Annotated in this window: 12 protein-coding genes; 7 read left to right on the top strand and 5 right to left on the bottom strand. The window is 64.3% G+C overall.

Translation table 11 applies throughout. The features are described from left to right. Positions 1 to 15: 15 nt before the first annotated feature. Both N7E70_RS20305 and N7E70_RS20300 read left to right on the top strand, forming a co-directional pair. A complete protein-coding gene (locus tag N7E70_RS20305) occupies positions 16 to 2235 on the top strand; it encodes an arylsulfatase (protein WP_263007416.1) in 2220 nt (739 codons plus the stop codon). Between the two features lies 1 nt (position 2236). Further along, positions 2237 to 3208, top strand: a complete 972-nt coding sequence (locus N7E70_RS20300; RefSeq protein WP_263007415.1) for a nucleoside hydrolase — start codon at positions 2237 to 2239, stop codon at positions 3206 to 3208. Positions 3209 to 3274: 66 nt separating this feature from the next. Here N7E70_RS20300 and N7E70_RS20295 read toward each other — a convergent pair whose 3' ends face one another. After that, positions 3275 to 4021 (bottom strand): DeoR/GlpR family DNA-binding transcription regulator, encoded by a 747-nt coding sequence (locus tag N7E70_RS20295; RefSeq protein ID WP_249925987.1) that lies wholly within the window; start codon positions 4019 to 4021, stop codon positions 3275 to 3277. A 266-nt stretch (positions 4022 to 4287) separates the two neighbouring features. Here N7E70_RS20295 and deoC point away from each other — a divergent pair, with 266 nt between their 5' ends. The 4 genes from deoC to rbsK all read left to right on the top strand — a co-directional run bounded on the left by deoC (position 4288) and on the right by rbsK (position 9584). Continuing rightward, positions 4288 to 5277, top strand: a complete 990-nt coding sequence (deoC, locus tag N7E70_RS20290; RefSeq protein WP_263007497.1) for a deoxyribose-phosphate aldolase — start codon at positions 4288 to 4290, stop codon at positions 5275 to 5277. Between the two features lie 251 nt (positions 5278 to 5528). Continuing rightward, positions 5529 to 7898, top strand: a complete 2370-nt coding sequence (locus tag N7E70_RS20285) for an aldehyde dehydrogenase family protein (RefSeq protein WP_263007414.1) — start codon at positions 5529 to 5531, stop codon at positions 7896 to 7898. A 157-nt stretch (positions 7899 to 8055) separates the two neighbouring features. Then, positions 8056 to 8622: a nucleoside 2-deoxyribosyltransferase gene (locus N7E70_RS20280; RefSeq protein WP_263007413.1), complete on the top strand. Its 567-nt coding sequence runs from the start codon at positions 8056 to 8058 to the stop codon at positions 8620 to 8622. Positions 8623 to 8651: 29 nt separating this feature from the next. Beyond that, entirely contained in the window at positions 8652 to 9584 is a 933-nt protein-coding gene (rbsK, locus tag N7E70_RS20275) for a ribokinase (protein ID WP_067966732.1), read from the top strand. Positions 9585 to 9703: 119 nt separating this feature from the next. On the opposite strand, the gene N7E70_RS20270 is transcribed toward rbsK, so the two are convergent. Together N7E70_RS20270 and N7E70_RS20265 are read right to left on the bottom strand one after the other, a co-directional pair. After that, positions 9704 to 10486, bottom strand: a complete 783-nt coding sequence (locus N7E70_RS20270; RefSeq protein WP_263007408.1) for a TIGR02186 family protein — start codon at positions 10484 to 10486, stop codon at positions 9704 to 9706. After that, the gene (locus tag N7E70_RS20265) at positions 10486 to 11412 is read right to left on the bottom strand and encodes a sulfite exporter TauE/SafE family protein (RefSeq protein ID WP_263007407.1); all 927 of its coding nucleotides are present in this window, start codon (positions 11410 to 11412) and stop codon (positions 10486 to 10488) included. Before N7E70_RS20265 ends, N7E70_RS20270 begins: the two co-directional genes overlap by 1 nt. A gap of 541 nt (positions 11413 to 11953) precedes the next feature. On the opposite strand from N7E70_RS20265, the gene recQ reads away from it, so the two are divergent. After that, complete coding sequence (gene recQ, locus N7E70_RS20260) at positions 11954 to 13753, top strand: DNA helicase RecQ (RefSeq protein ID WP_263007406.1); 1800 nt, start codon at positions 11954 to 11956, stop codon at positions 13751 to 13753. Positions 13754 to 13813: 60 nt separating this feature from the next. On the opposite strand, the gene N7E70_RS20255 is transcribed toward recQ, so the two are convergent. After that, positions 13814 to 14302 (bottom strand): SRPBCC family protein, encoded by a 489-nt coding sequence (locus tag N7E70_RS20255; RefSeq protein ID WP_263007411.1) that lies wholly within the window; start codon positions 14300 to 14302, stop codon positions 13814 to 13816. Continuing rightward, positions 14302 to 14631 (bottom strand): ArsR/SmtB family transcription factor, encoded by a 330-nt coding sequence (locus tag N7E70_RS20250; protein ID WP_115732507.1) that lies wholly within the window; start codon positions 14629 to 14631, stop codon positions 14302 to 14304. The genes N7E70_RS20255 and N7E70_RS20250 overlap by 1 nt, the downstream gene beginning before the upstream one ends. Between the last annotated feature and the right edge of the window lie 157 nt (positions 14632 to 14788).

Here is a 14788-nt window from a genome sequence, read left to right as displayed (position 1 = left end):
TTTCGAGGAACTGCAATGAAACATGACAAGTTTCCGGGCCATGTCGGCCGCACTGTTGCCGAGTCGACGCCCTGGTGGCCGACGAGCCGCAACCACAAGCAGCAGAAACCCAACATCGTGGTTGTCGTGCTTGACGACACCGGCTGGGCCGATTTCGGCTGCTTCGGCTCGGAGATCAACACGTCGACAATCGACCGGCTGGCGGCGCGCGGGCTGCGCTACACCAATTTTCACGTCACGCCGCTCTGCTCGCCGACGCGCACCTGCCTGCTGACCGGACGCAACCATCACGCCGTCGGCATGCGGTTTCTGTCCGATACCGACACCGGCTTCCCCAATTCGCGCGGCTCAATCGACCGCGACGTGGCGCTTTTGCCGGCCATGCTGCGCGAGCAGGGGTATGGCAGCTATCTCGTCGGCAAGTGGCACCTGACGCCGTCGCATGAGATTTCGCCGGCCGGACCCTATCACAACTGGCCGCTCGGCCGCGGCTTCGACCGGTTCTATGGCTTCCTTCCCGGCTGCACCGACCAGATGACGCCCGAGCTGTGCGAGGACAACCACCAGGTCGACCGCGAATTTCCTGACAATTACCACCTCACCGAGGACCTGGTCGACCGGGCGATTTCTTACGTCCGCGACCACACCGTGTTCCGCGACGAGGAACCATTCTTCCTGCAACTGGCCTTCGGTGCCACGCACGCGCCGTTCCAGGCGCCGCGGTCCTTCATCGAACCTTATGTCGACGTCTTCGCCAAGGGCTGGGACGCGACGCGCCAGGACCGGCTGCTGCGCCAGAAGGCGCTTGGCATCGCACCTGAAGAGACCGAATTTGCGCCGCGCAACGAGGAGGTTTCGGCCTGGAACACGCTCTCCGACGATCAGAAACTGCTATACACCCATCTTCAGGCGGCCTATGCCGGCTTCCTTGAGCACACCGACCTGCATCTCGGCCGCCTTGTAGATGAGCTCGCAAGATTGGGTGAACTCGACAACACGCTGATCATCGTGCTCTCCGACAATGGCGCCAGCCGCGAAGGCGGCAAGGATGGTGCCGTCGACACCAACGCACCCTATAGCGGACTGCCGCAGAGTGTCGACGAACAGCTCAAGCGCCTCGACCAGATCGGCACCCGTCACGGCGGCGCGCACTATCCGCAAGGCTGGGCCATGGCGGGCAACACGCCCTTCCGCCGCTACAAGCAGCATGTCGATCTTGGCGGCGTGCGCTCGCCGATGGTGGTGTCGTGGCCCGGCGGCATCGCCGCGACAGGCGAAGTCAGGACGCAGTTCTCGCATGTCATCGACCTCGCGCCGACAATCATGTCGCTTGCCGGCCTCGACCATCCGTTGCCTTGTGACGGCCGCAGCCTCGCATCGACCTTTGCCGATGCCGATGCACCGGCGCCGCGGTCCACGCAATATTGGGAGAACCTCGGTCATCGCGCGATCTGGCATGAAGGTTGGCGGGCGGTCACCGAGCATCGCCAGGGCGACGCGTATGAAGACGACAGCTGGCGGCTCTACGACACCGAGGGCGATTTTTCGGAATCGCAGGATTGCGCCGGACAGGAGCCGGACCTGCTCAAGGAATTGATCGGCCGCTGGTGGCAGGAGGCCGAGGCCAACAATGTGCTGCCGCTTGATGACCGGACGCTGGTGCAATTGCTGCGCGCTCGGCCGCCCATCGGGCTGATGTCACGCGACAGGCTGGTCTTCCGCCCGGGCCAGAGCCATGTGCCGATCAGCAGCATGATCGCGGGTTCGGAACGATCCATGGTCGTCACTGCATCGTTTCGCGATCGCGCCGCGGGTGAAGATGGCGTGCTGGTATCGAGTGGCGACGCGCAAGGCGGCTACGTGCTCTATGTCATGGACGGACGCCTGAGCTTCGAACATGTGCAACTCGGCCACCGTGTCGTCTGCGTCGCCGATGCCGTCCTGCCCTCGGGAACATGCGAGGCCGGATTTGCTCTCCATAACCGAAACGGCCATTCTGCCGAAATCGTCTTGCTGCATGGCCGCCGAAGGGTAGGGGCGGCACGTATCCCGGTGACCGCCGCACATCTGTCGTTCTGGGGCATCGATGTCGGCACAGATGCGGCGGACAGGGTCTCCAGCGCCTATCCCGCCGACTTCGCTTACCCAAAGCGGTCGTTCGAGACCTTGACCATAGACTTCCTCGACCAGCCGCTGATCGAGGACGTCGCAGAAGCAATGGAAAGCACCGAGTGATATGGCACAAGTCGAAGTTCTGATCGATGTCGATACCGGTGTCGATGACGCGCTGGCGCTGTCATTTGCGGCACTGCACCCTGATATCAACCTGCGGGCGGTGACCTGCGTTGCCGGCAATGCCTCGCTCGACAATGTCTACCGCAACACCCGTGCCGTCCTTGCCGTCGCCGGCGCCGGGCATGTTCCCGTCGCCCGCGGCGCCTCGCGTCCGCTGATCGCCGCGCCGCGCGACGCCGCCCATGTCCACGGCCATAACGGTCTCGCCGGGCTGGATCTCGCCGTTCCCGAAGGCGGCAGCGACATCCATGCCGTCGAACTGATGCGGCGGGAGATACTGGCCAGCCCGACGCCGCCGACGTTGATTGCGCTGGCGCCGCTGACCAATGTGGCGCTTTTGCTGCGCATGTATCCTGAGGTGGCGGCCCGGCTCGACAGGATCGTGTTCATGGGCGGCAGCGCCAGCATCGGCAATGCCACGCCGGTCGCCGAATTCAACAGCTGGGCCGATCCCGAAGCTGTGGCGATCGTCGTCGACAGCGGCATCCCGACTGTCATGTACGGGCTCGACGTCTTCTACAGCGCGGCCGTGTCGGAGGATGATGTCGCGGCACTCGAAAGGTCGAGCCGGCCGGTGGCGCAGTTGTGCGCCAAGCTGTTCCGGCACATGGCGGTCAAGGATTCCGACCAGAAACGCATCCCTGCCGGTACCATCGCAGCCCTGGGCGATGCCGGCACGGTCTGCGCCGTTGTCGACCCCGCCGGCCTGACGACGCACAGGTTTCCGGTCAGCGTCTGCACGGATGGATCGCGGTCGCGCGGCCAGACGATCGTCGACCGTCGTTCCCATCGCGGCGAATCCGAGCTGAATGGCGCAAGCCTGGGGCAACCTGTCGATGTCGCGCTGGCGGTCGATGGCGCCCGTCTTGCGCAGCTGTTCCGCCGCACGATCCTGGGCAGCTCTGGAGGCTGACGGTGCAGATGGTCGGCGCAATCCCCGTGTCAGGCAATGGCCGGCGCCGGCACGAGCCCGGCTGTCTCATGTGGAGCGCTGCGAGGTCTCATCCTCACTGCGTTCTGTGACAACCGCGTCGAAGCTGCTGCTTTCGGCGAACAGGACGGAGCGCAGTCTGCCTACCTTGCTTGTGTCGATCACGAGTATGTTGCGGCTGGCAGTGGCCATGACCTTTCGCTTTATCTCGGCCTCGTGGAAATGTGCGCAGGTCGCGCCTCGCGCCCAGTCGAAACCGGCGGCCGACAACAAGGCCACGTTGATGCCGAGCGATGCGATGGTGGCCAGCGCCTCTGGGCCGAAGAAGGTGGCCGAAGCGGGATAATAGACGCCGCCGAGCATCACCAGCGTCACATTCGGTTTGTGTGCCAGCCGCTCGGCAACATTGAGCGCGTAACAGACAACGGTAAGCGGCATGTCGTTGGGAATGAGGTCGACCAATTCGATGAGCGTCGTGCCGCAGTCGATGAAGATTGTCTCTTCGGCCTTGACGTAACGCAGGGCGGCTTCACAGGCGCGTCGTTTGGCGTCGCGCTGCTGATCGGCAGCCATATCAAGAGTGTAGGAGTTCTCCGGTTCGAACATGCCGCGCGGCACGACATAACCGCCGAGATAGCCCAGTTTGTCCGGGTTCTGCTGGATGTCGCGACGCACTGTCATTTCGGAGACGTCAAGGAGTTTCGCGACGGCGCTGATATGCAGCGCCCGGCCTTGTGCCAGCTCTGCCTGGAGGCGCTCCATACGCTGCGCTTTTGCTGAGCCGGCTTTCGCCACGGGAGACTCCCATCGTTGAATGTCAGAGACGTAACAAGTTGGTCCAAGCAGTACAAGTTTGCAGGATATCGTCAAACTTCTTGTGAGAATTATAACATTATGATGTTGACATTCTCACAAATGTAATGCCCTTTTCAGTCGCGGCGGCTCCATGATCGTGCTCTCGATCGAAGCACAAACATCGTGGTGGCCGCTTGTCCGGTAGCGCTTTGATGGATCTTGTCGTGGGATTGGCAATGGAAATGAATGAGGGCAGCGGCGCGGTCATGCGCGTGGTGCGTGCTGCGTCAGATGCCGATGTCGGCCTGCCGCGCAATCCCGGCATGGCGCTGGATCTGGGCTTTCTGGAATCGCTGCGCAGCGTCAACCGCTCGGCGCTGGAGCGCAGGGTCGGCACGCTGACCAAACGGCGCTCGATCAAGGCCGACAACCAGGCGGCCTGGTTGCTCAGGTCGATCTCGCTGATGGATCTGACGACGCTCAACTCCAACGACACCGACGAGCGTGTGCGCCGGCTCTGCGCCAAGGCGCTGAACCCGCTGCGCCGCGACCTGACCGAGGCGCTGGGACTGGGTGAGGTGCTGATCCGGCCGGCGGCGGTCTGCGTCTATCATCCGTTCGTGGCCACCGCCGTGGAAGTGGTGAAGGGGTCGGGTATCCATGTCGCTGCGGTGTCGACGGCCTTTCCGCATGGCCTGGCACCCCTGTCGACACGTCTTGCCGAGATCGAGGCGTCGGTATCAGACGGCGCCGACGAGATCGACGTCGTCATTCCGCGCGGACTGGTGTTCGGTGCGAAGTGGCAGGAGCTCTATGACGAGATCAAGCAGATGCGCGCTGCCTGCGGCGAGGCCCCTCTCAAGGTCATCCTCGGTACCGGCGATCTGGCGACTTTGCGCAATGTCACGCTCGCCTCGATGGTGGCGATGATGGCGGGTGCCGATTTCATCAAGACCTCGACCGGCAAGGAAAGCGTCAACGCGACGCTGCCCGTCGGCCTCGCCATGGTCAGGGCCATCCGCGCCTATCACGAGCAGACCGGCTATCTCATCGGCTTCAAGCCGGCCGGCGGCATCTCGACGGCCAAGGTCTCGCTCGACTGGCTGGTGCTGATGAAGGAAGAACTCGGCCGGCCCTGGCTCGAACCGGAGCTGTTCCGCTTCGGCGCGTCGAGCCTGCTGACCGACATCGAGCGCCAGCTCGAACACCACATCAGCGGCCGCTACTCGGCCAACCACCGCCACGCCATGGCGTGAGACGATGCGAAAGCAATCGCCGTGGAGCTTCTTCGCATCCCCCTCTGGCCTACCGGCCATCTCCCCCGCAAGGGGGGAGATTGGCAGCTTCGCCGCTCACACCTTTCCTCCAACCTCGATGATTGGCGGCGACGTCAGCGCAGGCTGATCTCCCCCCTTGCGGGGGAGATGGCCGCCCCTTTGACAAATATGGGGCCAGAGGGGGGTGCGAAGGATCGCCGACCTCGCAACGAATTGCTGGGAACATTCCAATGAACATTCTCGAACGATACCACGCCATGGATTATGCCCCAGCCCCCGAGGCCCGCTCAGAAGCCGATGCCTGGCTTGGGGCCCGCGATTTCTCGAAGGCGCTGTTCATCGCAGGCGACTGGCGCGCCGGCATTGACGGCAACAGCTTCGACACATCCGATCCCTCAACCGGCAAGCTTCTGGCCAAGGTGTCGGACGCCTCTGCCGCCGACATCGAGACGGCGGTGGCCGCAGCCCGCAAGGCGCTGCCGAAGTGGAGTGCTGCCTCGGGTTATGAGCGCGCAAAAGTGCTTTATGCCATCGGCCGCGCCATGCAGCGCCACCAGCGCCTGTTTGCGGTGCTGGAAAGCCTCGACAACGGCAAGCCGATCCGCGAGAGCCGCGACATCGACGTGCCGCTGGCGATCCGCCACTTCATCCACCATGCCGGCTGGGCCCAGTCGCTGGACAAGGAATTTCCAGGCCGCAAGCCAGCCGGTGTCGTCGGCCAGATCATCCCGTGGAACTTTCCGCTGCTGATGCTGGCCTGGAAGATCGCACCGGCCCTTGCCACCGGCTGCACGGTTGTCCTGAAGCCGGCCGAGTTCACGCCGCTGACGGCAATCTTGTTTGCCGAGATCTGCGAACGCGCCGGTGTGCCCAAGGGCGTGGTCAACATCGTCCAGGGCGGACCCGAGGCAGGGGCTGCGATCGTTAACCATCCCGGCATCGACAAGATCGCGTTTACCGGCTCGTCGGAGGTCGGCAAGATCATCCGCAAGGCGACAGCCGGCAGTGGCAAAAAGCTGTCGCTGGAACTCGGCGGCAAGTCGGCCTTCATCGTCTTCGAAGACGCCGATCTCGACAGCGCCGTCGAGGGACTTGTCGACGGCATCTGGTTCAACCAAGGCCAGGTCTGCTGTGCCGGCTCGCGGCTTCTGGTGCAGGAGAGCGTAGCCGAAGCCTTCATCGCCAAGGTCAAGACACGCATGAGCCGGCTGCGGGTCGGTTCTCCGCTCGACAAGAACACCGACATCGGCCCGCTGGTCGACAAGACCCAGCTCGACCGCGTCAGGCGCCTTGTCGAGGAAGGTGCAAGACAGGGTGCCGTCTGCTGGCAGCCCGACCAGGATGTGCCATCATCAGGCTATTGTCACCTGCCGACCTTGGCGACGGGTGTTGCGCCCGCCAACATCCTTGCCCAGGAAGAGGTGTTCGGTCCGGTGCTCGCCACCATGAGCTTCCGCAACACCGAAGAGGCGGTCGAACTCGCCAACAACACCCGTTATGGCCTTGCCGCCTCGGTGTGGAGCGAAAACGTCAATCTTGCCTTGCATGTCGCCCCGCAGCTCAAGGCCGGCGTGGTCTGGATCAACGGCACCAACATGTTCGATGCTGCCTGCGGCTTCGGCGGCTACCGCGAGAGTGGTTTTGGCCGCGAGGGCGGGCGCGAGGGGCTGGAGGAATATCTGGCGCCGAGCGAGCCGCATGGCCCTGTCATCAAGCCGTCGACGGCGCCGAAACAGGCCGCCCGCGACAATGGCGAAAGCCACGGCATCGACCGCACGGCAAAGCTGTTCATCGCAGGCAAGCAGGTGCGCCCCGACGGCAACTATTCGCTGCCGGTTCTCACCTCCAAGGGCAAGCTCGCGGGCGAGGTCGGCTTGGGCAGCCGCAAGGACATCCGCGATGCGGTCTCGGCGGCGCGCGCCTGCAAGGCCTGGCCCGAAGCGACCGCCTACAACAGGGCCCAGGTGCTCTATTACCTCGCCGAAAACCTGTCCGGCCGCACCGAAGAGTTCGCGACCCGCATCGCCGAACTGACCGGTGCTGCCCACAAGGCTGCCAAGGCAGAAGTCGAGGCCTCGATCGAGCGGCTGTTCTATTATGCCGGCATGGCCGACAAGTTCGAGGGCAGGGTGCACCAGCCGCCGGCGCGCACCGTCACGCTTGCCCTGCACGAGCCTGTCGGCGTCATCGGCATCGTTGCCCCTGACGAGGCGCCGCTGCTCGGCCTGATCTCGCTGCTCGCCCCGGCACTTGCCATGGGCAACACCACGGTCGTGGTGCCGTCCTCCACCGCGCCGCTCGTGGCCACCGACCTCTACCAGGTACTCGAGTACTCAGACGTCCCTGCCGGTGCGATCAACATCGTCACCGGGCATACGGCGGAACTCACAGCCGTGCTTGCCAAGCATGACGACGTCGACGGCCTCTGGGTCGTCGCCGAGGCCGAGATCTGCGCCAAAGCGGAGGCTGAATCTGTCGGCAATCTCAAGCGCGTCTGGACCAGCCACGGCCGTTGCCTCGACTGGCCGACCGCCCAGGGCGAAGCCTTCCTCCGCCGCGCCGTCGAGATCAAGAACGTCTGGGTCCCATACGGGGACTGAGGGGAATAGGGGACTGAGGGGAATAGGGGAATAGGGGAATAGGGGAATAGGGTTATCGCCTTCCCTTACTCCCTTACTCCCTTACTCCCTTACTCGCTTACTCCCTTGCTCCCCTGCGGCCCTCCGCAAATAACGTCCAGTCCGAGAGCACGCATTCATGAAAATCTATCTTGCCGGCCCCGAAGTCTTCCTGCCCAATGCGCGCGAGGTGCTTGATCGCAAGATCGAATTGACCAGGCGCTACGGCTTCGTTCCGGTCTCTCCCGGCGATCTCGAGGTGCCGGCGACCGATACCAAAAGGGCGAAAGGGCTTGCCATCAGCTCGATCAACGAACGCCTGATGATGAGCGCGGACATGATCATCGCCAATCTGACGCCATTCCGTGGCATCGCGGCGGATATCGGCACGGCATTCGAACTCGGCTTCATGTGTGCCTGCGGCTGCCCCGCCTATGCGTTTTCCAACACGGTTGGCGATCACTATGCTCGGGTAGCTGTGCTCTATGAGGGGCGCATCGAGGCCGACGCGCAGGGCAGGCCGCGGGGGCCGGATGGACTGGCCGTCGAAGATTTCGAGATGATCGACAATCTCATGCTCGACGGCGGCATCGAGGCGCGTGGCGGCACGATCGTCACGCGCGAGGTTGCGGCCGAGGCGCTGTACACCGACCATCAGGCCTTCGAGCAATGCCTGCGGCTGGCTGCGGCCAGATTCCCGCGCTGATTTTCATGTTCGGAATGGGAGACAATGTGATGGATCGTGCCGATATCGTCGTGCTTGGAACCTTTGTCGCCGACCTGGCTTTCAAGGCCGAGCGGCTGCCGGTTGTCGGCGAGACACTGCTTGGCCAGGGTTTTGCCATGGGTCCCGGCGGCAAGGGCTCCAACCAGGTGATCGCAGCCGCACGCGCCGGTGCGCGTTCCGCCATGATCACCCGGGTCGGGCAGGATTCGTTCGGTGACATGGCCAGGCAGACCTGGTCGCGGGATGGGGTCGACACCTCGCACGTCCTGATCGACGAGGCCGCCCCGACGGGGGCGGCGTTCATCTTCGTTTCCTCGAGGACAGGCGACAACGCGATCATCATCGAGAGCGGCGCTGCGGCCAATCTGAGCCCTGCCGATGTCCGTGCCGCGGAAGGGCTGATCAGCGGCGCCAGGGTCTTCGTCACCCAGTTCGAGCAGCCCATCGAGACGGCCATCGAAGGGCTTCGCCTGGCACGCGGCCATGGCGTCACCACCATCCTCAACCCGGCGCCAGCGCTGCCGGTCGACGACGCCATCTACGTCAATTGCGATTTCGTCACCCCCAACGAAACCGAGGCCGCGACATTGACCGGGATCGACACGGCAACGGACGAGGGCGCCCTGCAGGCGGCAGCCAGCCTGGTCAGGCGTGGCGCCCGCAATGCGCTCATCACACTGGGTGCCAAGGGCGCGCTGCTGCACGGCGAGGCCGGCACGCATTTCGTCCCGGCCTTCAAGGTAACCAAGGTCGTCGACACGACGGGGGCGGGAGACGCGTTCAACGGCGGCTTCGCCGTTGCGATTGCCGAAGGCCGCAACCCGGTCGATGCCGTCCGCTTTGGCGCTGCGGTGGCCGCCCTTTCGGTGCAGAAGCCGGGTACCGCGCCTTCCATGCCGACGCGGGCCGACATCGACGCCTTCATCCGCGCCAACGGTTAGGGGAGCCACTTCAAGCCGAGCAGAAACAATAGGATAGATAGGTTTCTTGATTCAATAAAAAGCACAGGCGCGTTAAGAGCGATTGCGCCACGGCGCGCGGCGCCCGACATGTGCCCGCCTCAGTCCTTCCTGAAGATGATCCTGCCGAGCCAACCTGTGAGCATGGCGAGGCCGATGGCGAAGAGGCCGTAGCCGAAGCCGTGGTCGGTGGCGAAGCGAAAGATGGTCTGCTCGAAGCCCGACTTGACGATGGCCAGCTGGGCCGAGGTTTCCTTGATGAAGATGCCGTTGCGAAACAGGAAGGCACGCGCCTTGTGGGTGCCGACCGGCACGTTGGGGGCAAGGTGCAGCGTGGCGCGGAACAGGCTCTGCGACAGGAACTGCACGCCGCCTATATTGTCGGAGTAGAGCCCGGTCGCCAGCTTGCGCTCGCGCAGCGCCTCGGTGAACTCCTGGATGGTCAGCGGGCTGTCGCGCTTGTCCTCGGGCTCCATGTAGATGTTGTTGGCGCCCAGTGAGAGCTGGCGGTAGTTGTTGGGATCGGTGATGTCCTGGGGCTGGCGGGTGGTCGCCACCGAATAGGACATCGGCACGTTGACGAAGGTCTCGGACTGGGTGTTGATCCACATGCCGAGCACGCGGCTCTTGCGCCGCACCACCACCGGCCGCGCCGGACCCTCGAGCACGACATAGACGTCGTAGCGGCCCTGGCGGTTGATCAGCGGGTCGGCGTTTTCGAGCGCCCCGAAGATGGTGAGGTCGGCACCGGCGAAGTCGGCGGTGATGGCGACACGGTCGGTGGAGAGCCCGATCTGGATGCTTTCGGGATGCGCCGGCTCCTGGGCGCGGGCCGGAAGGGCTGACGCGAGCATCAGGGCTGCGAGACATGCCGCGACCCGCATCACAACAGCCCGCTCACGCCGGTCAGCGAATAGAGGTTCTGCGGCTTGACGAACAGGTCGAAGCCGAGGCGCAAGGCAACCGCCAGCACCAGCAGTGCGAGCAGCGCGCGCAGCTGTTCGCCGCGCAGCTTCTGGCCGGCCTTGGCGCCATATTGGGCGCCGGCAACGCCGCCGACCATCAGGACCAGCGCCAGGATGATGTCGACGGTCTGGTTGGTCGAGGAGTGCACCAGGGTGGTGAAGGCCGAGACGACGACGATCTGGAACAGCGAGGTGCCGACGACGACATTGGTCGGCACCTTGAGCAGGTAGATCAGCGCCGGCACCATGATGAAGCCGCCGCCGACACCCATGATGGCGGAGAGGAAGCCGATGCCGGCGCCGATGCCGAGTACCGGGATGACGGAGACGAACAGCTTCGAGGTGCGGAAGCGCATCTTGAAGGGCAGGCGGTGGATCCAGTTGTGCTGGCCCGACTTCTTCAGTGCCGGCGGCACGCCGCCCTTGGTGAGCCGCAGCGCATTGACGCTTTCGATCAGCATCAGCCCGCCGACGGTGCCGAGGAAGACGACGTAGAGCAGCGAGATGAGCAGGTCGAGCTGGCCTATGGCGCGCAGCAGCGCAAAGACGAAGCCGCCGGCCGCCGAGCCAGCGATACCGCCGATCAAAAGCACCGTGCCGAGCTTGAAGTCGAGCGTGCCGCGCTTGAGATGGGCGAGCGCACCTGAAAAGGACGAGGCGATGACCTGGTTGGCGCCGGTGGCGACAGCGATGGCAGGCGGGATGTTGTAGAAGATCAAAAGCGGCGTGATCAGGAAACCGCCGCCGACCCCGAACATACCAGACAGAAAGCCGACCGCCGCACCCATCGCCAGGAGCACGAACACATTGACCGACATCTCAGCAATCGGGAGATAAATGCCCACCCGCGATACTTCTCATGAAATGGCTGCTCGGGGTTCGGCTGGAAGCCCGCTATTTAAGGCTGCTCGGCCTGTTCGGCTTGTCGCGGACCACCTCGAAGCCGCATGTCGGCGGACATCGCCTTGCTCAGCGTGGCGGGGCCGGGGCCGCGCATATAGTGCCGTTCCGGGTGATACCGTTCGCGCATGCAGGCGCCGAGCAATTCGGCGAAGATCCTCTGCAGGACGATCAATTTGTGAAGCGATGGCATAGGACTTTGTCGATCAGTTTGGGTCGATCAGTTAGGTGGTTGGGAGTGGGGACACGCTATCAGCATCGAGAGTGCGTCACGCATAGCGACTGGGACTAACGGTATTCCAGGAAGGAATGGGAACCGGGAGAAAAGGCCGGTGCCTGGGGTGGCGGCTTGCCCAAGGCCGCAAATGAACAGGCTGGTGACACCACGCCGATGCCAACAGGCAGACCGACAAAAAGGCGCAGCGATGATCGTCAGGGCGGCGAAGCTGCTATGAACGAGGTCAAGATGATTCTCCGTGCTGCCCGATGACCGCCACCGCTCTCGACATCCTCAAGACCGTCTACGGCTATGATGCGTTCAGGGGACCGCAGGCGCGGATCGTCGAGCATGTCATCGCCGGCAACAATGCCTTCGTGCTGATGCCGACGGGCGGCGGCAAGTCGCTCTGCTACCAGATTCCCGCGATCGTCCGTCCCGGCATGGGGCTCGTCGTCTCGCCGCTGCTGGCGCTGATGGCCGATCAGGTGACAGCGCTCAGGCAGGCAGGGGTGCGGGCGGCCGGGCTGAACTCCGACCTGTCGCCCGACGACCGCCGCGCGCTGTGGCGGGATATCCGTTCCGGTGCGCTCGACCTGCTCTATGTCTCGCCTGAAACCTTGCTGCGGCCTGATGTGCTGGAACTGCTGGAGAGCGTGAAGCTGTCGCTGATCGCCATCGACGAGGCGCACTGCCTGTCGCAGTGGGGGCATGACTTCCGTCCGTCCTATCGCCAGCTCGACGCGATCGTTTCGCGCTTTGCCGGCACCCCGCGCATGGCGCTGACCGCCACCGCCGACGAGCCGACGCGCGCGGAAATCCTGTCGCATCTCGAAATCGACGCGGCTGACGCCTTCATCGCCGGTTTCGACCGGCCCAACATCCGCTACGCCATCGAGGAAAAGGACAATCCGCGCGCCCAGCTCAAGGAGTTCCTCAAGCGCTACGAGGGCGAGAGCGGCATCGTCTATTGCCTGTCGAAACGCCGGACCGAAGAAACCGCCGCCTGGCTCAAGGGCCTCGGCTATGATGCGCTGGCCTATCACGCCGGCATGGACAAGGCGGCGCGCGAGGCCAACCAGATGCGCTTCCAGCATGGCGAGGCGGTGATCATGGTCGCCACCGTCGCCTTCGGCATGGGCATCGACAAGCCGGATGTGCGCTTCGTCGCCCATATCGACCTGCCCGGCAGCATCGAGGCCTACTATCAGGAGACCGGTCGCGCCGGCCGCGACGGCCTGCCGTCCGACACGCTGATGCTCTATGGCTATGACGATATCGCGCTGCGCAGCCGCTTCATCGAGGAGTCTGATGCACCCGACCAGCGCAAGCGCATGGAGCGGCAGAAGCTCGATGCGCTATTGGGCCTGGCCGAGACGGCAAGCTGCCGGCGGCAGGTTTTGCTGTCCTATTTCGGCGACGAGTGCGAACCGTGCGGCAATTGCGACACCTGTGCCGAGCCGCCGAAATTGTTCGACGGCGCCATTTCGGCGCAAAAGGCGCTGTCATGCATCTACCGCACCGGCGAGCGTTTCGGACAGGCCTATGTCGTCGACGTGCTTCTGGGCGTCGACAACGAGCGCATCGCCCAGTTCGGCCATGACAGGATTTCCACCTTCGGCATCGGCACCGAACATGACAACCGCACCTGGCGGGCGATCCTGCGCCAGCTGATCGCGCTACGCCTCGTCGACGTCGACCTTTCCGGCCATGGCGGCCTGTCGATTGCATCAGCCGGCCGCGAATTCCTGCGCGACAAGCCAACGCTGATGCTGCGCGTGCCGGCTCCAGTGCGCGCCAGGCGCGGCAAGGTCGCGCGCAGCGCGGCCCAGGCTGCCGTCAGCGATGCTGACCAGGACCTGTTCCAGGCGCTCAGGCGGAAGCGCACCGAGATCGCGCGGGCCCAGAACGTGCCGCCCTATGTCATCTTCCACGACAAGACGTTGATCGAGCTGGCCGCAGCCAGGCCGGCGTCACGTGCTGAGATGGCCAGCGTGCCCGGTGTCGGCGAAGCCAAGCTCGACCGCTATGGCCCGGCCTTCCTCGAGGTGATCGCAACACACGAATGACAATGCGGGGCTCATCCCCGCATCCACCGTCGTCGATAGATGCACCTCGGCGCCAAAGGCCTAGCGGTCCAGCCAGGCGGCGAGGCCGTCCAGCGTCTGCAGCCCGTATTCGACCGCGCCGAAGCCGATGACCTCCTGACGCCGCCTGGCGCTGGGGTGGAGCTGGCGCATGGTCAGCACCGTCTTGCCGTCGCTCTGCTCGTCGAAGGTCACGGTGACGCGGAAACGGTCGGGATCCTCTGAAGCGGGCGTACCGTAGTCCATCACGATGCGCTCGTTCGGCACGATCTCCAGAAAACGCATCAGGTTGGGGAAGCGCTGCTGCTTGCCTTCGAAGACGCCGACCATGTCGAAGTGCCAGACCCCGCCCTCGCGGATATCGGCTTCGTGGCTCTCGATGGCGAGGCCGGCCGGCCCGTACCATTGCGCCAGCGCCTTGGGGTCCATCCAGGCGGCAAAGACCTTGTCGCGCGGGTGGTTGAGCAGCTTGACCAGCACGATTTCGCGGTCGAGCGACCAGGTTTCAAACAGGTTTTCCATGCTCTTCATCATCCTTCCGTCTTGTCCAGATAGGTTTCCAGCCGATCCAGGCGCTCGGCCCAGCGCCGGCGCTCCGCTTCCATCCAGTCCGCCGCCTCGTCGAAGCGCTGCGGCACCAGCCGGCACCAGCGGCTCCGCCCGCGCTTCTCGCTGACGATCAGCCCGCACTCTTCCAGCACCTTGAGATGCTGGGCGAAGGAGGGCAGCGCCATGTCGAAAGGTTCGGCCAGCGCGCTGACCGGCACCTCGCCCGCGGCCAGCCGCGACACCACCGCACGGCGGGTCGGGTCGCTGAGGGCGTGAAAGGCGAGGTCGAGTGGTGTGGAATGGTAAGGCATGTGCCTTAGTAAATCCGATCGCAGCGGCTGTCAAGAAAACTAAGGCATTTACCTAAGTGATTGCGCTGGCCGTCTTCAGACCGGCGACCCGGGGTTCCCGTTCGGCAACGCGCCGCATGTCGCCCGCAGCGTGCCGCTCATGTCGCTCGGCTTTGCC

The sequence above is a fragment of the Aminobacter sp. NyZ550 genome (assembly GCF_025628925.2).
GTDB classification, from domain to species: domain Bacteria; phylum Pseudomonadota; class Alphaproteobacteria; order Rhizobiales; family Rhizobiaceae; genus Aminobacter; species Aminobacter ciceronei.
This window is presented reverse-complemented; position numbering and strand designations above follow the sequence as displayed.